Raw genomic sequence first — 17,764 nt, forward strand, 5'->3', positions numbered from 1 at the left:
CCTTAAAGTGTTCGGCACTGGGCGGTGGCGGTCTCGTAATACACCTGGTTATTGGCCTTGGCGGGCAGCTCGAAGCGCAGTTCGCAGCGCTCCAGCCCCGGTGCGGTTATCCACAGGTCGCGGGTGTCCAGGACGTTGGGCAGAAACACCAATCCCCCTTCTTGAGCGAGCGTGACGAACTCACCGTTTGCGGTGCTTACCGTCGCGCCACGGGGTAGGGGGGCACCGCTGTCGGTGGTGACTTTGAGCAAGGCACGACGGGTCGACGTGACACCGAACTCGACTTTGTCGACGGCTCCGCGCCCGGCAGAAACCACAGCCAGTCCGTTGTTGATATCGAGGTTGCGTGGCAGCGAGCGGGTGTCGACTTCTACCGGGCTGCGACCATAGGCGCGCACTTGAGGAACCACGGCGTAACCTTGCCAATCGGTCCATACCGGACCGCTTGGGGTCGAGACTTTGATGGCGCTCGTATCGCCTGCCGAAAGCAGCGCGAAGGTGTCCCGCACGGCATACGGCGATAACGTCAAACCGTCGCCATGCAACACAGCTGCGCCACGCGCGCCAATCTGGTAGCTGGAGTGTTCGGCATCGGAGCGGGTGTAGCTCACGTCCAATTGGCTGTAGCGCGGCAGCAGGGAAACCCCCGCCGAGGACTGCACTTGTCTGTCTCGTGTGTCGTGCTCAACACCGACCCGGTAACTCAACTGGTCGTTGAGCTGTTCGTTCAAGCCGACACCGCTGCGGTAATCGCCAGCTGAACTGCGTATCCAAGTGCGCGCCCGACGATTTTCACCCAGTGGAATACTGACGCTCAGGTAAACGCTGTCGTCGCTGCGTTGGGTACCGCTGACGTGCCATTGCGCCGTGGCCGACATCGACACGCCGCCAATCTGGGTGCCCCAGGACGCCAGGGCGCGGCTGCTGTTTTGTCCGTCGAAAGTCGTTGAGCGATTGAAGCCACTGCTGAACGCGCCAAGCCCGGGGTGTGACCAGGCCAACGACAGGCTCTGCTGATCGCGGTAACGCGACTGGCTGCGCTCGGACCGAGTATCGAACACTGCCTCCGAGAGTTCGCGATAGCCGAAGGTCCGGTGCGACGTTCCGGCATTGATCGACCACTGTTTTCCCATGCGTTGCGAAACATTCAGGTCGGCCTGAAGCCCACTGTCGGCCTGGTGGGTGCTGGTGTCGGTCGCTTGCAGGGTGGTCTGGATCTGTGTGTCCGGCCCTGGCAGCAGGCTCAGGCCTGCGCCCGCAGCACGGTAGTCTTTAGCCCCCGACGCACCGGTGGTAAGCAGAACACTCGGGTTGAGTGCTCCGCTCCAGCCGCCGCTGATCACCCAGGGCTCGCCGCTCTGTGCAGCGCCGAGACTACGTACCTGGCCGGCGGCCAGCGAAAAGCCGGGAGCCGGCAAGCCAACACCGAGCATGGCGACGGGGACCGTGAAGCGTTGCTCGCTGCCGTCCGCTTCCTTGACGGTGACCTCGACATCGGAGCGACTGTCGAGCCGACGCACGTTACTCAGGGAAAACGGCCCGGGCGGCACCACTGTCGAGTGGATCAGTGAACCGTTCTGCCGGATTTCGACCTGAGCCTGGCTGTGAGCAATCCCTTCGATGGGATTGCTTTGGCCTTCGACCTGGAGCGCCTGCTCGGTCATGAGCTGGACGCCGGTGATCTGTGCGCCAGCCAGTACCGGGTTGTAGAGATTGACCTGACCCGCTTGAAGCACCGTCTCATGGCTGGCAAAGGTGCGCTGGGCGTAAGCGGCCAGGTGAGTGGTGCTGGACACATCGTTCTGCCAGGTCTGCACCTGACGACTGCGCACAATCCAGTCGCCGGCATTGAAACCGACTTCGGTGTTGGCTGAGAGGTAGCGGTTCGATTGGTTGCCGTATTGACTGTGAAGGCTGTTGACGTCGTAGTTGAGTAACCCGGCGATACCGCCGGTTTGATAACCAGAGATATCGCGGACCGCCGGACGTATCGCCTGGCTGGGCACTATCAATGACAGGCCGAGGTTGGCCGGGTCCTGTTCGATTCGGGCTTGCGGCCAGGTGGCGAGCACATTGAAGCAGCCTTTGTCGTTGGCTGGAGTTGGGGGGACGGTCAGGTTTGCCGCATCGAGCAGGGCATGGTCAAAGCACAAGTCGTCTTCGCGGTTGAATGTGACATCCACCCGGCCACTACGCAGGCCATTGACCGTGAGGGTGATCGGATGTCGGCCAGCGGTGAAGTTCGGAGCGGCCAGCAGCAGGGTTGCGAGACTGGGGTCAATACCGCGTTGACTCAGCATTTTTTGGTCGAACGAAGTCAGTAACGAAGCAGCATTGAGATCTTCGGCATTAGCTTCGAGCCCTATCAGCACGTTGCTCATCAGCAACACCATGCCGGTCTTGGCCCGTGACAGTTGAGGGACCGTGCTGGCCGACCGAATCTCAGGCATGGCTTCGCCATCACGGTATTTCAATACGGTGTTCATGAGGTTCACTTGGGTTATGTCTGGGGGTCGGCTTGATTCGCTATGGCTTTCGTCACACGTGCGGCGACGGCAAAACAGGCCGTCACGTCGAGATGTCGACGCCTGCCTTTCCCTGCACGCTGCTATCGGTGGTACTGGCTCTAGGGAACGAGCAGCGCTTCGTAGGCAGGCACGGCAAAGCCATAGACGGTCGCGGGATGAATTCGAACCTGGGTGGCAGCCTTTACAGGGGTGGAAATGCTGATGTGGTCCCCGGGTAGTACGTAGGTTCGCGGTAGCATTGCACGGCTCCCGGAAGGCAGCAGTTGTACTTCCTGAGCCAGGCGTACGACATAAGGTGTTTCGTTGCGTACGCTCAGTTGACCCTCCTGCAGCGACCATTTCAGGTCGGTCCAGGGTGTGCGGTTGGGGGCCAGGCCGGCGGGGTGAAGGATGACCGGCAGGTTCTGGCGCACCGTCACACCCACACGGGCATGCCCGGCTTCTGGAGCAGATTTGCCTTGGGGGATGCCTTCAAAAATCACCCGTTTCAAACGCTGGGTGAGCAGGGGCTTTTCTGTTTGCAGGATGAAACGCACCAATTGTGACTTTGAAGCTTCAACGCGTGCCAGTGGCGGCGTCACGAACACCAAGGGTTCGGTGTCTTCGGGAATGTCTTCGATGGTTACGTGCAGCAGTGCCAGGCTGGCGTCGGTATTGGTCACCGATACAGCGGTTTCCCCGTTGGCCTCATTGACGATCACCACGGAGGTATCGGGCACCATACCGTCGGCGTGGACCTGTGCGATCCATAACAGAGCGCACGCACTGATACCCGTATGGGTCAGGCGGCGCACCTGCTTCAAAAGCATTGTCGTGATGTCTCTCATTGAAATTCCCGGATAAAAGACTGTCGGCATGGCTCGCATTACAGGTAACGCAGGGATTGTGTGAGCAGGAATTCAGTGCGCTGGGTCATTGGCGTCTTGTTCATGTATTCGATAGTTATGCAGAGAGTGAGCGCAGTTCCGTACGGGCATGGCCGGACTGCTTGGCGGGCCACAAGTTAGCGAGCAGGCGGAGCAGGAGGAATGCAACTAGTACGAAAAGAGAGGGGGCGTGTATGAAAGAGTGTTGCGGACTACGTAGTGTTTTCGTACGAGGAATACTTTGGTTGTAGTCCTGCCTGCGTAGTCTTCAGCGCGCTGCAATGTAGGAACCATCTATTTGTTAGATGGGCAAAGAGTTAGTCCATTGAATACATTGAGGGTGCGACGTTAGAGCGGGAGGGCGTGGCGTTGTGGAATGGGTAGGAACGGCGCTATTTTCCGCGCCTTTGTGCCACAAGCAGGAGGTATCCCACAATGCGAGTCGTAATTGCTGACGACCACTCTGTCGTTCGTGTCGGGCTGCGCATACTCATCAACGCCAGCAGGCGATGCGTGATCGTCGGTGAGGCTGACAATGCCGACAGCTTGATGAATGTGCTTTCAAGCACGCCCTGTGACCTGCTGATCACTGACTTCTCCATGCCGGGAGGGCAGCAGGCCGATGGCTTGAAAATGTTGAGTACGATTCAACGTCACTACCCGGCCTTGCCGGTCATTCTGGTGACGATGTTTACCAGTGTGGCGACGGCAAGGGCAGCGTTGGCGCAAGGGGTGATGGCCATCGTCGCCAAAACCGCATCGGCGAAGGAGTTGCCCCTGGCAATCAATGCGGTGCGGGAAGGGCGCCGCTACCTCAGTGAGTCCCTGCGCGCGCTGTTGGCCAACAGCCACAATCAGTTGTACGAGTCGCCACTGTCAGCCAAGGAGCACGAAGTGGTCCGAATGCTCGCCAGCGGCATGACCGTCAGCGAAATCGCCATTCATTTCAAACGCAGCGTGTCGACCATCAGTAAACAAAAGAACATGGCCATGCACCGGCTGGGTATTTCCACGGACGTTGATCTTTTTTCCTACGCCCGGGACAGCGGAATGACGTATTGAAATGACGTGAATAGTCCCTGCGTTATTTTCATCATGAATGCAGATAGTGTTCGATGCATTTGCAGACTATCGTGCAGGCAATCTTTTGAAGCCGTTATGCAAACCTAGGGGAACCTGCAAATGAGTGAAGCCCATAGCGCCTTGATCACCCGTTTCTACCAGGCTTTCCAGCGCTTGGATGCCGAAGCCATGGCGGCCTGCTACACCGATGATGTGGTGTTCAGTGACCCTGCGTTCGGCGAGCTTCGCGGTCGCGATGCCGGTGATATGTGGCGCATGCTGACCACTCGGGCCAAGGACTTTTCCCTGACCTTCGACCATGTTCACGCCTCCGAGCGCACCGGTGGTGCGCATTGGGTCGCGACCTATCTGTTCAGCCAGACCGGCAGCACCGTGGTCAACGATATCCAGGCGCGTTTTGTCTTCCGTGACGGCAAGATTTGCGAGCACCACGACAGTTTCGATCTATGGGCCTGGTCGCGTCAGGCGTTGGGTTTCAAAGGCCTGCTGCTGGGCTGGACGCCACTGGTGAAGAACGCCGTCCGCGCCCAGGCATTGAAGGGCCTGAAGGCATTCCAGGCCAGTCGCTGATAAGATCGCGGCTTGTTTTCCTTCAAGTTCTGATCGTTACGTGACCACCCTCAGCGAAAGCCCTGTCGACGCCGACACCCCCGCGAGCAAAACCTGGTTCGTCTACCTCGTTCGCGCGGCCAATGGTTCGCTCTATTGTGGGATCAGCGATGATCCCGTGCGTCGTTTCGCCAAGCACCAAAGTGGCAAGGGCGCACGATTCTTTCTCTCTAGCCCAGCGATGGCGCTGGTCTACACCGAACGCTGTCGCGACAAGAGCGATGCGTTGCGTCAGGAACGGCTGATCAAAAAACTCAAGAAAAGCGCCAAGGAATGCCTGGTGGCGAGCGCGGCCTCTGGCTTATCACCCTGACTGATCAGTTCCCATCAGGCAGATCTGTAGGCCGCCAGGTGATTGCGCGCTAAGCTGCGGACTCCTGATCCTTGCGGCGGAGCCGAGCATGTCCGAGTTGATTCTGCATCATTACCCGACGTCCCCCTTTGCCGAGAAGGCTCGTTTGCTGCTGGGATTCAAGGGCTTGTCCTGGCGCTCGGTGAAGATCTCGCCAGTGATGCCCAAACCGGATCTCACGGCGTTGACCGGTGGCTATCGCAAGACACCAGTGTTGCAGGTCGGTGCAGATATTTATTGCGACACGGCATTGATTGCCCGGCGACTGGAGCAGGAAAAAGCCTTGCCGGCGTTTTTCCCGGAAGGTCAGGAAATGATCACCGCGTCGTTTGCCACGTGGGTCGACTCGGTGGTGTTCCAGCATGCGGTCAGCCTGGTGTTCCAGCCGGAGTCGATAGCGGTGCGCTTTGGCAGTTTGCCGCCGGAAGCGATCAAGGCGTTTATTGCCGACCGTGCCGAATTGTTCAGTGGTGGTAGTGCGACAAAGCTGGCCGCCGAACAGGCCAAACATCAGTGGCCAACGATCATGTCGCGCCTGGAGCTGCAGTTGCAGCGCGAAGAGGGGGATTTCCTGTTCGGCGAGCCGTCGATTGCCGACTTCGCCCTGGCTCATTGCCTCTGGTTCCTAAAAGCCACGCCCGTCACGGCGCCACTTGTGGATGCGTACCCGGCAGTTGCCGCGTGGCACGCGCGGGTACTGGGCTTCGGTCATGGTGCGTCCAGCGAAATGAGTTCCGAGGAGGCTCTGGCAGTGGCGCGCGCGTCCATGCCAGCGGCATTGCCGGATGAGCAGTTCATCGATCCCAACGGGTTCACGGCGGGTCAGCAGGTGGTCATCGCGGCCACGGACTATGGCGTTGATCCGGTGGTGGGGGAGTTGTTGTTTGCTGGCCGTGAAGAATTGATTGTGCGTCGTAAGGACGAGCGTGGCGGGGTGGTGCATGTGCACTTCCCGCGGTTCGGTTTTCGGATTGAAGCGCATTAATTGACGCTGCCGAATTTGGTCTGGACAACAATCTGTGGCGAGGGGGCTTGCCCCCGTTCGGCTGCGTAGCAGTCGTAAATCCAGTGAATGCGATTTGATCCCTTGACATGCTGGGGCCGCTTCGCTGCCCAACGGGGGCAAGCCCCCTCGCCACAACTGTCGTGCATATCTGGTGGGGTTACTTCAACGCCGCCAGAATCGCATCCGGGTCATACCCGCGAATCAGGGTTCCGTTCACATCGATGATGGGAATCCCTCCTCCACCCAGCGCCTGATAGTCCTTGCGCGCGACGGCATCCTTCTCGATATCGAACTCCTTGTATGGAATGCCTTTCTGATCGAGAAAACGCCGGGTGAGCTTGCAGTATCCACACCATTCGGTGGCGTAGAGCACGACGTTGGCCTGGGCCTGCGTCTGTGCAGGCACCACTTGCGAAGGGTTGAACACCCGCTCGATCTTGCCCCAGTTCTGGTAAACCACGACCACCAGCAGGATCAGCAGGAATTTTTTCAGTACGCCGCCGAGCATCAGTTGCGACGCTTCAGCTGATCGGTGAGCGAAGTGGGCAGGCCCTTGATGATCAGTGTGCCGGCCTCTTCGTCGTACTCGATCTTCGAGCCCAGCAAGTGTGCTTCGAAACTGATCGACAGGCCTTCGGCGCGGCCTGTGAATCGGCGGAACTGGTTCAGGGTGCGTTTATCGGCCGGGATTTCCGGCGACAGGCCGTAATCCTTGTTGCGGATGTGATCGTAGAAGGCCTTCGGGCGTTCTTCATCGATCAGCCCCGACAATTCTTCAAGGCCCATCGGCTCACCGAGCTTGGCCTGGCTGCTGGCGTAATCCACCAGGGTCTTGGTTTTCTCGCGGGCGTCGTCTTCCGGCAGGTCTTCGCTTTCAACGAAATCACTGAAGGCTTTGAGCAAAGTGCGGGTTTCACCGGGACCGTCGACGCCTTCCTGGCAGCCGATGAAGTCGCGGAAATACTCCGAAACCTTTTTCCCGTTCTTGCCTTTGATAAACGAAATGTACTGCTTGGATTGTTTGTTGTTCTGCCACTCGGAAACGTTGATCCGCGCCGCCAGGTGCAACTGGCCAAGGTCCAGGTGGCGGGACGGGGTCACGTCCAGTTCATCGGTCACGGCCACGCCTTCGCTGTGGTGCAGCAGGGCGATGGCCAGGTAGTCGGTCATGCCTTGCTGATAGTGTGCGAACAGCACGTGGCCGCCGACCGACAGGTTCGACTCTTCCATCAGTTTTTGCAGATGCTCGACCGCCACGCGGCTGAACGCAGTGAAATCCTGGCCTCCCTCGAGGTACTCCTTCAGCCAGCCGCTGAACGGGAATGCGCCGGACTCCGGATGGAACAGGCCCCAGGCTTTACCCTGCTTGGCGTTATAGCTTTCGTTGAGGTCGGCGAGCATGTTCTCGATGGCCGCGGACTCAGCCAGTTCAGAGTCACGGGCGTGGAGAACTGCAGGTGTGCCGTCGGGTTTTTTGTCGATCAGGTGGACGATGCAATGACGGATCGGCATGGGCTTCTCGGCTGAATGAAGAGAGGAGGGCGTGCTCCCCCGAAAAAGCCCTCAGTGTACCGCAACCACTGGTTTTGGCGCGGTGTGAAGGGCAATTGTCAGGCGACCGACGGCGCTTATGCGTTTTTTTCCTGTTTTGGCGCAATAAAGCTGACCAAATGGGTAGCTAGAGGCGGATATTTCCACGTCTGTGTGCTAGCTTTGCCCGGTCTTGCGCGAAGTCACTGCGTTAAGCGTGCAGTCAGCATTTGTCAGGTCGAACCAAACCCTGATTTCGGTATCTATAACCCCGATCCCGAGGTTATTTGGCCGAGGGTGCCGGATCCAAAAGATCGGGCTCGATGGCTGACATTGCACTCTGCAATCCATATGAATTTGATAGGGAAGGAACACTAAATGGCTCTTACTAAAGACCAACTGATCGCCGACATCGCTGAAGCTATCGACGCGCCGAAAACCACCGCGCGTAACGCTCTGGACCAACTGGGCCAAATCGTTGCCGATCAGCTGGAAAACGGCGGCGAAATCACTCTGCCAGGTATCGGCAAACTGAAAGTGACTGAGCGCCCTGCCCGTACCGGCCGTAACCCTTCGACTGGCGCTGCCATCGAAATCGCTGCCAAGAAAGTGATCAAGCTGGTTGTGGCCAAAGGCCTGACCGACGCTGTTAACAAGTAAGACTTGTTAAAAAAAAACCGTGCGCCGGAGCGATCCGGGCACGGTTTTTTTGTGGGCGACATAAAGATCTACGCAAGCTAGATCGATACAAGACATTTGTTGTTTCTCTGTAATACATATCTATTCCCGATATTTCATGGGCGATTGTTTGTGGATTCGGTTTTTTAAGTGTGCACTGAATAAATCAGTTTTCTCCGTATATCTGACGAACTTTCCTACAGTACTGATAGTTGAGTGTCTGCCCTGGATCGGTAGTATCGATCGGGTGTGACGCTCGGCTTTGCGTAAAAGCTAAAAAACTAAATTCTAGTGGTAAGTTGTAGGGATATTTTATGAAGCTTAAACAGTTGGTGTTGGGTGTGGCGGTTATGTTATCCGGCCAGGCGTGGGCAAATGTCACGGAGTACTGCCCAAGCCCTTCAGACATCAAAGAGGCGGCCCCAGGTGTCTATAAAGCCCCTACGGCCAGTGGCGACGGCGAGTGGTATGGCGTGTCTCAAACCGGCCAGGGGCCGGTGGGTGAATTCGAGTTGGCTATATTCGCGCCTCACAAGGATGTCGAGGGTGAAACTGCCATAGGTGAAGTCCTGCGTTGTGGTTATAAGCTGCAAAAGGGCGGCGCGGTGGATATGCACTTCAAGCGGGAAGGGGTCGTCGCCAGTATTGAAACCAATGGGCCATGGGAAGAGTGGAATTCACGGTATTACTGCGACAATAAAAAAGTGCGCGGCTGCGCATTCAAAGAAGTTGTCAGGGCAAGCAAGCGCTGATGCGCGATTCATTCGATCCAGAGTGTCGGGTCAATGGTGGCCAATATCCTGATTGAAGCTATCAGCAAGTAACATTTGTTAAAAAGCCGTGCACCGGATTAATCCGTGCACGGCTTTTTTGTTCGCGATAACGACTTGGCCCAAGGCCAAGCCTGCAACATTGTGTTACTCCGATGAAGCCTTGGCCCAACGTGCCTGGCGCCAGGCCTGTTGCTGCGCTTTGGTCTGGAAAGTCCACGCGACGAAGCGGCTCTGTTTCTGTCCCTGGGACATTTCCACTGTCTGGCTTTCCAGGGCGCCGGCCTTTTTCAGGGCGGTCTGGATCGCGGGAAGATTTGAGGCTTTCGACACCAGGGTGCTGAACCACAAGACCTGCTGCCCCACTTGAGCACTTTCGCTGATCAGTTGTGTGACGAACCGTGCCTCTCCGCCCTCGCACCACAACTCTGCGGCCTGACCGCCAAAATTCAGCACCGGCAGTTTGCGTTTCGGATCGGCTTTGCCCAGGGCTCGCCATTTGCGTGTACTGCCCCGTGTGGCCTCGTCCAGCGAGGCGTGGAATGGCGGGTTGCACATGGTCAGGTCGAACCGCTCTGCGCTCTCCAGCAGGCCTGTGAGGATCTGCTTGGGGTTGCTCTGCTGGCGTACCTGGATCGCTTTGTTCAGGCCATTGGATTGAATGATGGCCTTCGCCGCGGCGATGGCGGTCGCGTCGATATCGGAACCAAGGAACTGCCAACGATAGTCACTGTAACCTATCAGCGGATACACGCAGTTGGCGCCCATGCCGATGTCCAGCACCTTCACGGCGGCGCCCCGGGGGATCATACCGTCATTGCCACTGGCCAGAAGGTCGGCGAGGAAGTGCACGTAGTCGGCCCGCCCTGGAACCGGTGGGCACAGGTAGTCGGCCGGAATGTCCCAGTGGGCAATGCCGTAGAACGACTTGAGCAGCGCCCGGTTGAACACGCGCACGGCTTCCGGGTTGGCGAAGTCGATGCTTTCTTTGCCGTACGGATTGATGATCACGAACTTCTTCAGTTCTGGGGCGCTTTTGATCAGCGCCGGAAAGTCGTAGCGACCCTGATGGCGATTGCGCGGGTGCAGGATGGCCTTTTCCTTCGGGGCGACGGCCGTGGCCGGAGTCTTCGGGGCAGGCTTGTTGCGCGCAGGCTTGGGGGGGCGGGGGGCGGTCATGGGTGTGGTCGATTCGGGTATGGCTGAAAGTGGCGGGCATTGTCCCACATCCGGCCCGTGTGAGCCCAATTGTGGCAAACACCGCTATCCCTTGTGGGCGAGCTTGCCCGCGATGGCGGTCGGTCAGTCAATATTGATGTTGAATGTTATGGCTTCATCGTTGAAGCGCCGCCCGGAGCAAGCTCGCTCCCACAAGGTTTTTTTGGCGTTTGGGAAAATGTGGCAGGCACAAAAAAGGGAGACCATTGCTGGCCTCCCTTTTTCATTGCGTTTTGCCGTTACAGGCTGGCAATCCGCGCGTGCTGCTCGGCCAGCTTGCCCAGGGCCTGTTCGGCCTCGGCCAGTTTGGCGCGTTCTTTCTCGATGACTTCCGCTGGTGCCTTGTCAACGAAACCGGCGTTGGACAGCTTGCCGCCGACACGTTGCACTTCACCTTGCAGACGCTGGATTTCCTTGTCCAGACGCGCCAGTTCCGCACCTTTGTCGATCAAGCCGGCCATAGGGACCAGCACTTCCATCTCGCCAACCAGTGCGGTGGCAGACAGCGGTGCTTCTTCGCCGGCAGCCAGGACGGTGATCGATTCAAGGCGCGCCAGCTTCTTCAGCAGGGCTTCGTTCTCGGTCAGGCGACGCTGATCCTCGGCGCTGACGTTCTTCAGGAACAACGGCAGCGGTTTGCCCGGGCCGATGTTCATTTCGCCACGGATGTTACGAGTGCCAAGCATCAGGCCCTTGAGCCATTCGATGTCGTCTTCGGCCGCCGGATCGATGCGGGTTTCGTTGGCCACTGGCCAAGGTTGCAGCATGATCGTCTTGCCTACGATACCGGCCAGCGGCGCGATGCGCTGCCAGATTTCTTCGGTGATGAACGGCATGAACGGGTGCGCCAGACGCAGGGCGACTTCCAGTACGCGAACCAGGGTACGTCTGGTGCCGCGCTGGCGTTCGACCGGAGCGTTCTCGTCCCACAACACAGGCTTGGACAGTTCCAGGTACCAGTCGCAATACTGGTTCCAGATGAACTCGTACAAGGCTTGCGCAGCCAGGTCGAAACGGAACTGGTCGAGCTGACGGGTCACTTCGGCTTCGGTGCGTTGCAGTTGCGAAATGATCCAGCGATCGGCCAGGGACAGTTCGTAGGCTTCGCCGTTCTGACCACAGTCTTCGCCCTTGTCCAGCACGTAGCGCGCCGCGTTCCAGATCTTGTTGCAGAAGTTGCGATAGCCTTCGACGCGGCCCATGTCGAACTTGATGTCACGACCGGTAGACGCCAGCGAGCAGAAGGTGAAGCGCAGGGCGTCGGTGCCGTAGCTGGCGATGCCTTCGGCGAACTCGTCACGGGTCTGCTTCTCGATCTTCTTCGCCAGTTTCGGCTGCATCATGCCGGAGGTGCGTTTCTGCACCAGGGCTTCGAGCTCGATACCGTCGATGATGTCCAGCGGGTCCAGGACGTTGCCCTTGGACTTGGACATCTTCTGGCCCTGGCCATCACGCACCAGACCGTGCACATAAACAGTCTTGAACGGAACCTGCGGCGTGCCGTCTTCGTTCTTCACCAAATGCATGGTGAGCATGATCATCCGGGCAACCCAGAAGAAAATGATGTCGAAGCCGGTCACCAGAACGTCGGTGGAGTGGAATTTCTTCAGGAATTCGGTTTGCTCAGGCCAGCCGAGCGTCGAGAACGTCCACAGGCCCGAACTGAACCAGGTGTCGAGAACGTCGTTGTCCTGTTGCAGAGCAACGTCCGGACCGAGGTTGTGCTTGGCGCGCACTTCGGCTTCGTCGCGGCCGACGTAGACCTTGCCCGACTCGTCGTACCAGGCCGGAATCCGGTGGCCCCACCACAACTGACGGCTGATGCACCAGTCCTGGATGTCGCGCATCCACGAGAAGTACATGTTTTCGTACTGTTTCGGCACGAACTGGATGCGGCCGTCTTCAACGGCGGCAATCGCAGGCTCGGCCAAAGGTTTGGTGGACACGTACCATTGGTCGGTCAGCCACGGTTCGATGACGGTGCCGGAGCGGTCGCCTTTCGGCACCTTCAGGGCGTGATCGTCAACGCTGACCAGCAGGCCGGCGGCGTCGAACGCGGCCACGATCTGCTTGCGTGCTTCGAAGCGGTCGAGACCGGCGTATTCGGCCGGGATCTTGCCGTCGATGGTTTCGTTCAGCGTGCCGTCGAGGTTGAACACCTGGCAGGCCGGCAGGACCGCTGCGTTTTTGTCGAAGATGTTCAGCAGTGGCAGGTTGTGACGCTTGCCGACTTCATAGTCGTTGAAGTCGTGGGCCGGGGTGATTTTCACGCAGCCGGTGCCGAATTCAGGGTCGCAGTAATCGTCGGCGATGATCGGGATACGGCGGCCAACCAGCGGCAGCTCGACAAATTTGCCGATCAGGGCTTTGTAGCGTTCATCGTTCGGGTTAACGGCCACGGCAGAGTCGCCGAGCATGGTTTCCGGGCGAGTGGTCGCGACGATCAGGAAATCGTTGCCTTCAGCGGTCTTGGCGCCGTCGGCCAGCGGGTATTTCAGGTTCCACAGGAAACCTTTCTCGTCGTGGTTCTCCACTTCGAGGTCGGAAATCGCCGTGTGCAGCTTGGTGTCCCAGTTGACCAGGCGCTTGCCGCGATAGATCAGGCCGTCTTCGTGCAAACGGACGAAGGCTTCCTTTACGGCTTCCGAGAGGCCGTCGTCCATGGTGAAGCGCTCGCGGCTCCAGTCGACGGACGAGCCGAGGCGACGGATCTGACGGCTGATGTTGCCACCGGACTCATCCTTCCACTCCCAGACTTTCTCGAGGAACTTCTCGCGACCCAGGTCGTGACGGCTCTGGCCTTTGGCTTCGAGCTGACGCTCTACCAGCATCTGCGTGGCGATACCGGCGTGGTCAGTACCCGGCTGCCACAGGGTGTTGCGACCCTGCATGCGGCGGAAACGGATCAAGGCGTCCATGATCGCATTGTTGAAGCCGTGACCCATGTGCAGGCTGCCGGTGACGTTCGGCGGCGGGATCATGATGGTGTAGGACTCGCCCGCGCCTTGCGGGGCGAAGTAATTCTCTGACTCCCAGGTGTTGTACCAGGAAGTTTCAATGGCGTGCGGCTGGTAGGTCTTATCCATGCGCGGCGGGACCCTATTGGCATTTATTCAGGAAAAGCCGGGAAGTATAGCGGGGATGAGCCGATGCGCGTAGAGCGAGGTGACAATGGGCGGGGGAAAAGTTGTGGTCGTTTGGTGGCTTTTTCGTCAGATATGGCCCCTTCGCGGGCAAGACGCGCTCCCACAGGATCAGTGTCGATTACGAAATAGTGGTTCGACAAAAGACCTGTGGGAGGGAGCCTGCTCGCGAAAGCGATCTATCAGGCAACCTGGTTCAAATCGTTATGCCGCGTTTCCTTCAGGCACAGCACTGCAATCAAACTCAGCACCGCCGCACCGGACACATACCCGCCGACGTAACTCAATCCGCCCATCGCGACCAGTTTCTGGGCGAAGAACGGCGCCGCGGAAGCCCCCACGATACCGCCCAGGTTGTAGGCCGCCGAGGCGCCGGTGTAGCGCACGTGGGTGGGGAACAGCTCAGGCAGCAGCGCACCCATCGGCGCAAATGTCACGCCCATCAGAAACAGTTCGATGCACAGGAACAGCGCCACACCCCAGGTCGAGCCTTGGGTCAGCAGCGGCTCCATGAGGAAACCGGACAGGATCGCCAGCACGCCGCCGATGATCAGCACCGGTTTACGCCCGTAACGGTCGCTGGCCCAAGCTGACAGCGGGGTGGCGGCCGCCATGAACAGCACGGCGAAGCACAGCAGGCCAAGGAAGGTTTCACGGCTGTAGCCGAGCGTTGCCACGCCGTAACTCAGGGAAAACACGGTGGAGATGTAAAACAGCGCGTAGCACACCACCATCGCGCCGGCGCCCAGCAATACGGGCGCCCAGTGTTGGCCGAACAGCTCGAACAGGGGGATCTTCACTCGTTCCTGACGCGCCATGGCATTGGCGAATACCGGGGTCTCATGCAGCTTGAGGCGCACGTACAGGCCGACCATCACCAGTGCGGCGCTGAGCAGGAACGGAATACGCCAGCCCCATGAGCGGAACTGTTCATCGTCCAGTACCACGGCCAGGGTCAAGAACAGGCCGTTGGCCGCGAGGAAACCGATGGAGGGGCCGAGCTGCGGGAACATGCCGAACCACGCGCGCTTGCCTTTGGGGGCGTTCTCCGTGGCCAGCAGTGCCGCGCCACCCCATTCACCGCCCAACCCCAGGCCTTGGCCGAAGCGCAGGACGCACAGCAGGATCGGTGCCCAGGCGCCAATGCTGTCGTAACCCGGCAGCACGCCGATCAACGTGGTGCATACGCCCATCAGCAGCAGCGAGGCGACCAGCGTCGATTTGCGGCCGATACGGTCGCCGAAGTGGCCGAATAACGCCGAACCCAGCGGGCGCGCGAGGAAGGCGATACCGAACGTGAGAAACGCCGAAAGCATCTGGGCGGTGCCGGACGTCTGTGGAAAGAACACCGGGCCGATCACCAGCGCGGCGGCGGTGGCATAGACATAGAAATCGTAGAACTCGATGGCGGTACCAATGAAGCTCGCGGTGGCCACGCGGGTGGCGGAGTTCGTCGGTTGCGCGGGTGTGGAGTTGCTGTAAGTCGTACTGGTCGTCATGCGGTTATCCCTGACAGTCATGTGCTCCAGTGGAGCGAATTATTATGGTCGAGAACCCAGGGATGTGGGTGAGGGCGCGGTCGCTGTTTCAGGTAGGAACAGTCGTCGGTTTGCTGCGGTTCTTGCTGATGGTCGGGCCGGAAGCTGCGAAGTGCTGGGTAAGCACGGGGCCGGCGAGGCTTGGGTAAGCGGTTCGATTATAGGAAGGTGGCTAACGATCGAACAAGTGGTCTGGCGAGGACATTGTGGCGAGGGGGCTTGTCGGAACGCCGAACCGCCCCGTTCGGCTGCGAAGCAGTCGTAAACCAACAGGCGCGGTGGTTTTTTTTGGGGGGGGGGCACTGGTTTTGGGCACTGCTTCGCAGCGCAACGGGGGCAAGCCCCCTCGCCACAGGGGTTTGTGTCGGATTCTAGATAATCACAGGCATCGAACTGGTCTGCCAGATCAGCACTCGCGTGACACGGTTGTCCTCGGTCTCGAGAATTTCCAGGCGATACCGGCCGATCTTCAGGCACACCGCGCTTTCGGGAATGGTTTCCAGGGCCTCGGTGACCAACCCGTTCAGGGTTTTTGGGCCATCGCTGGGCAGGTGCCAGCCGAGGCTCTTGTTCAGCTCGCGAATGGACGCGGCACCGTCGATCACCAGGCGTCCGTCGGCTTGCGGATGAATATGCGGGTTGTCCAGGCTGTGCTGGCTTTCGAACTCGCCGACGATTTCTTCGAGAATGTCCTCCAGGGTGACGATGCCCAGGACTTCGCCGTATTCATCGACCACCATGCCCAGGCGTCGCTGCTGCTTGTGGAAGTTGAGCAATTGCAGCTGCAGTGGAGTGCTTTCCGGCACGAAGTACGGCTCGTGACTGGCCGCCAGCAACGCTTCCCTGGTCAGGCTCGCATCGGGCAGCAAATGAAGGATGTGCCGGGTGTTGAGGACGGCTTCGACCTGGTTGATATCACTGTGGAACACCGGCAGGCGAGTACGCTTGTTGTGGCGCAATTGTTCGATGATTTCGCCGATGGGGTCATCGAGGTTGATGCCGTCCACGTCACTGCGCGGCACCAGGATGTCATTGACCGTGATGTTGTCCAGCGCGTGGATGCCTGGCAGTGGGTGAGGGCGGCTTACGGTTTCCGGCGTGTCCTGCCGCTCCGTCGGCGTTTCGTCCTCACTTCGTTGCACCACTTTGGCTTTGCGGGCGAATGGCCGCGTCAGCAACTGACTGATGCTGTTGAGCAGCCATGCCGCGGGATAGATGATTTTCAGTGGTACGCGCAACAGATTGTTGCCCTGGGCCAGGATCGCATCCGGATATCGGGTGGCCAGCGCCCGTGGCAAATAATCGGAAAACACCAGCAAAATGACGCCCGCCCCAAGGCAAGCGACCCATGGGCCGTTCTCGGCCCAGGTGAAAATGGCCAGCAAGGTGCTGATGACCACCGCGAGTGCGCGGCATAGGGTATTGCAAAAAATCAGGCTGGCCAGGGGGAAGCTGAGTTTCGCCACCGGTTTGTCGCTGGAACGCGTTGCGGTGCGCTGGGCCAGTAAATGCTGGTGCGCCGCTTCGATGGCGGTAAAGAGCCCCGACCATAAAATCAGCAGGGTCACTACCGCGAGCATCGGCCCTATGGGCAAGTCGTCCATTAATGCCGCCCGTCAGATATGCAGGATGTATTCACGAACCAGTTTGCTGCCGAAATACGCCAGCATCAGCAGGCAAAAACCGGCCAGGGTCCAGCGAATGGCTTTGTGCCCGCGCCAGCCAAGGCGATTGCGTCCCCACAGCAGCACGCTGAAAACGATCCAGGCCAGACAAGCCAGCAGGGTCTTGTGCACCAGATGCTGGGCGAACAGGTTCTCGACGAACAGCCAGCCGGAGATCAGCGACAGCGACAACAGCGTCCAGCCGGCCCAGAGGAAACCGAACAGCAGGCTTTCCATGGTTTGCAGTGGCGGGAAGTTCTTGATCAGCCCGGATGGGTGCTTGTGCTTGAGCTGGTGGTCTTGAACCAGCAGCAGCAAGGACTGGAACACCGCGATGGTGAACATGCCGTAGGCCAGAATCGAAAGCAGGATGTGGGCGAGGATGCCTGGCTCCTCATCGATGACCTGTACCGTGCCGGCGGGGGCAAAATGCGCCAGCATCACGGTCAAGGCCCCAAGCGGGAACAGCAGTACCAGCAGGTTCTCTACCGGAATCCGCGAGCAGGCCAGCAGGGTCAGCGCGATGACCGCCACGGCAATCAGGCTCGCGGCACTGAAGAAGTCCAGGGCCAGGCCAGTCGGGGTCAGCAGGTGGGTGAGCAGGCTGACGCTGTGGGCCAATACGGCGAGCACGCCGAGCATGACCAGCAGGCGTTTGTTGACCTTGGCGCCGGACGCCAGGTGAGTGCCCTGGTAAGTGGTCGCAGCGGCATACAAGCAGGCGGCGGCGAGGGTGGTTAGCAAGCTGGGTGACAAGGGGAGCATAAATCCTGTTAGGC

Annotated in this window: 15 protein-coding genes; 6 read left to right on the top strand and 9 right to left on the bottom strand. The window is 59.2% G+C overall.

Features of this window, described 5'->3' with window-relative positions; all coding sequences use genetic code 11:
* Positions 1 to 2: 2 nt before the first annotated feature.
* Together B0D71_RS20055 and B0D71_RS20060 are read right to left on the bottom strand one after the other, a co-directional pair.
* Positions 3 to 2,486, bottom strand: coding sequence for a fimbria/pilus outer membrane usher protein (locus B0D71_RS20055; protein ID WP_103396298.1), 2,484 nt, complete (start codon positions 2,484 to 2,486; stop codon positions 3 to 5).
* 140 nt (positions 2,487 to 2,626) lie between these two features.
* The gene (locus tag B0D71_RS20060; RefSeq protein ID WP_103396299.1) at positions 2,627 to 3,355 is read right to left on the bottom strand and encodes a fimbria/pilus chaperone family protein; all 729 of its coding nucleotides are present in this window, start codon (positions 3,353 to 3,355) and stop codon (positions 2,627 to 2,629) included.
* A gap of 474 nt (positions 3,356 to 3,829) precedes the next feature.
* On the opposite strand from B0D71_RS20060, the gene B0D71_RS20065 reads away from it, so the two are divergent.
* From B0D71_RS20065 to B0D71_RS20080, 4 genes are all read left to right on the top strand, one after another.
* Positions 3,830 to 4,456, top strand: a complete 627-nt coding sequence (locus B0D71_RS20065) for a response regulator (RefSeq protein WP_103396300.1) — start codon at positions 3,830 to 3,832, stop codon at positions 4,454 to 4,456.
* A 120-nt stretch (positions 4,457 to 4,576) separates the two neighbouring features.
* A complete protein-coding gene (locus B0D71_RS20070) occupies positions 4,577 to 5,047 on the top strand; it encodes a nuclear transport factor 2 family protein (protein ID WP_103396301.1) in 471 nt (156 codons plus the stop codon).
* Positions 5,048 to 5,087: 40 nt separating this feature from the next.
* Positions 5,088 to 5,399 (top strand): GIY-YIG nuclease family protein, encoded by a 312-nt coding sequence (locus tag B0D71_RS20075; RefSeq protein ID WP_103396302.1) that lies wholly within the window; start codon positions 5,088 to 5,090, stop codon positions 5,397 to 5,399.
* Between the two features lie 88 nt (positions 5,400 to 5,487).
* Positions 5,488 to 6,423: a glutathione S-transferase family protein gene (locus B0D71_RS20080; RefSeq protein WP_103396303.1), complete on the top strand. Its 936-nt coding sequence runs from the start codon at positions 5,488 to 5,490 to the stop codon at positions 6,421 to 6,423.
* A gap of 178 nt (positions 6,424 to 6,601) precedes the next feature.
* Here B0D71_RS20080 and B0D71_RS20085 read toward each other — a convergent pair whose 3' ends face one another.
* Entirely contained in the window at positions 6,602 to 6,952 is a 351-nt protein-coding gene (locus B0D71_RS20085) for a glutaredoxin family protein (RefSeq protein WP_103396304.1), read from the bottom strand.
* The gene (yejK, locus tag B0D71_RS20090) at positions 6,952 to 7,956 is read right to left on the bottom strand and encodes a nucleoid-associated protein YejK (RefSeq protein ID WP_008018580.1); all 1,005 of its coding nucleotides are present in this window, start codon (positions 7,954 to 7,956) and stop codon (positions 6,952 to 6,954) included. Before yejK ends, B0D71_RS20085 begins: the two co-directional genes overlap by 1 nt.
* Positions 7,957 to 8,352: 396 nt before the next feature.
* On the opposite strand from yejK, the gene B0D71_RS20095 reads away from it, so the two are divergent.
* Together B0D71_RS20095 and B0D71_RS20100 are read left to right on the top strand one after the other, a co-directional pair.
* Positions 8,353 to 8,634: an HU family DNA-binding protein gene (locus B0D71_RS20095; RefSeq protein ID WP_007905514.1), complete on the top strand. Its 282-nt coding sequence runs from the start codon at positions 8,353 to 8,355 to the stop codon at positions 8,632 to 8,634.
* Between the two features lie 332 nt (positions 8,635 to 8,966).
* Entirely contained in the window at positions 8,967 to 9,404 is a 438-nt protein-coding gene (locus B0D71_RS20100) for a DUF3757 domain-containing protein (protein ID WP_103396305.1), read from the top strand.
* Between the two features lie 165 nt (positions 9,405 to 9,569).
* Here the strand turns inward: B0D71_RS20100 and rlmF are convergent, their stop codons facing one another.
* The 5 genes from rlmF to B0D71_RS20125 form a co-directional block, all read right to left on the bottom strand.
* The gene (rlmF, locus tag B0D71_RS20105; RefSeq protein ID WP_103396306.1) at positions 9,570 to 10,601 is read right to left on the bottom strand and encodes a 23S rRNA (adenine(1618)-N(6))-methyltransferase RlmF; all 1,032 of its coding nucleotides are present in this window, start codon (positions 10,599 to 10,601) and stop codon (positions 9,570 to 9,572) included.
* A gap of 278 nt (positions 10,602 to 10,879) precedes the next feature.
* Positions 10,880 to 13,726, bottom strand: coding sequence for a valine--tRNA ligase (locus B0D71_RS20110; protein WP_103396307.1), 2,847 nt, complete (start codon positions 13,724 to 13,726; stop codon positions 10,880 to 10,882).
* A gap of 239 nt (positions 13,727 to 13,965) precedes the next feature.
* The gene (locus B0D71_RS20115; protein WP_103396308.1) at positions 13,966 to 15,282 is read right to left on the bottom strand and encodes an MFS transporter; all 1,317 of its coding nucleotides are present in this window, start codon (positions 15,280 to 15,282) and stop codon (positions 13,966 to 13,968) included.
* A gap of 410 nt (positions 15,283 to 15,692) precedes the next feature.
* A complete protein-coding gene (locus tag B0D71_RS20120) occupies positions 15,693 to 16,925 on the bottom strand; it encodes a transporter associated domain-containing protein (RefSeq protein WP_103396309.1) in 1,233 nt (410 codons plus the stop codon).
* Positions 16,926 to 16,937: 12 nt separating this feature from the next.
* A complete protein-coding gene (locus tag B0D71_RS20125) occupies positions 16,938 to 17,750 on the bottom strand; it encodes a cytochrome C assembly family protein (RefSeq protein ID WP_103396310.1) in 813 nt (270 codons plus the stop codon).
* Positions 17,751 to 17,764 lie beyond the last annotated feature (14 nt).

The sequence above is a fragment of the Pseudomonas laurylsulfativorans genome (assembly GCF_002906155.1).
Classification (GTDB): Bacteria; Pseudomonadota; Gammaproteobacteria; order Pseudomonadales; family Pseudomonadaceae; genus Aquipseudomonas; species Aquipseudomonas laurylsulfativorans.

Bases quoted from the DNA above. Each gene is read 5' to 3' on its own strand.
- B0D71_RS20100 (WP_103396305.1), top strand. From the start codon at position 8,967: ATGAAGCTTAAACAGTTGGTGTTGGGTGTGGCGGTTATGTTATCCGGC.
- B0D71_RS20115 (WP_103396308.1), bottom strand. From the start codon at position 15,282: ATGACGACCAGTACGACTTACAGCAACTCCACACCCGCGCAACCGACG.
- rlmF (WP_103396306.1), bottom strand. From the start codon at position 10,601: ATGACCGCCCCCCGCCCCCCCAAGCCTGCGCGCAACAAGCCTGCCCCG.
- B0D71_RS20110 (WP_103396307.1), bottom strand. From the start codon at position 13,726: ATGGATAAGACCTACCAGCCGCACGCCATTGAAACTTCCTGGTACAAC.
- B0D71_RS20060 (WP_103396299.1), bottom strand. From the start codon at position 3,355: ATGAGAGACATCACGACAATGCTTTTGAAGCAGGTGCGCCGCCTGACC.
- B0D71_RS20070 (WP_103396301.1), top strand. From the start codon at position 4,577: ATGAGTGAAGCCCATAGCGCCTTGATCACCCGTTTCTACCAGGCTTTC.
- B0D71_RS20065 (WP_103396300.1), top strand. From the start codon at position 3,830: ATGCGAGTCGTAATTGCTGACGACCACTCTGTCGTTCGTGTCGGGCTG.
- B0D71_RS20125 (WP_103396310.1), bottom strand. From the start codon at position 17,750: ATGCTCCCCTTGTCACCCAGCTTGCTAACCACCCTCGCCGCCGCCTGC.
- B0D71_RS20080 (WP_103396303.1), top strand. From the start codon at position 5,488: ATGTCCGAGTTGATTCTGCATCATTACCCGACGTCCCCCTTTGCCGAG.
- yejK (WP_008018580.1), bottom strand. From the start codon at position 7,956: ATGCCGATCCGTCATTGCATCGTCCACCTGATCGACAAAAAACCCGAC.
- B0D71_RS20085 (WP_103396304.1), bottom strand. From the start codon at position 6,952: ATGCTCGGCGGCGTACTGAAAAAATTCCTGCTGATCCTGCTGGTGGTC.
- B0D71_RS20095 (WP_007905514.1), top strand. From the start codon at position 8,353: ATGGCTCTTACTAAAGACCAACTGATCGCCGACATCGCTGAAGCTATC.
- B0D71_RS20120 (WP_103396309.1), bottom strand. From the start codon at position 16,925: ATGGACGACTTGCCCATAGGGCCGATGCTCGCGGTAGTGACCCTGCTG.
- B0D71_RS20055 (WP_103396298.1), bottom strand. From the start codon at position 2,486: ATGAACACCGTATTGAAATACCGTGATGGCGAAGCCATGCCTGAGATT.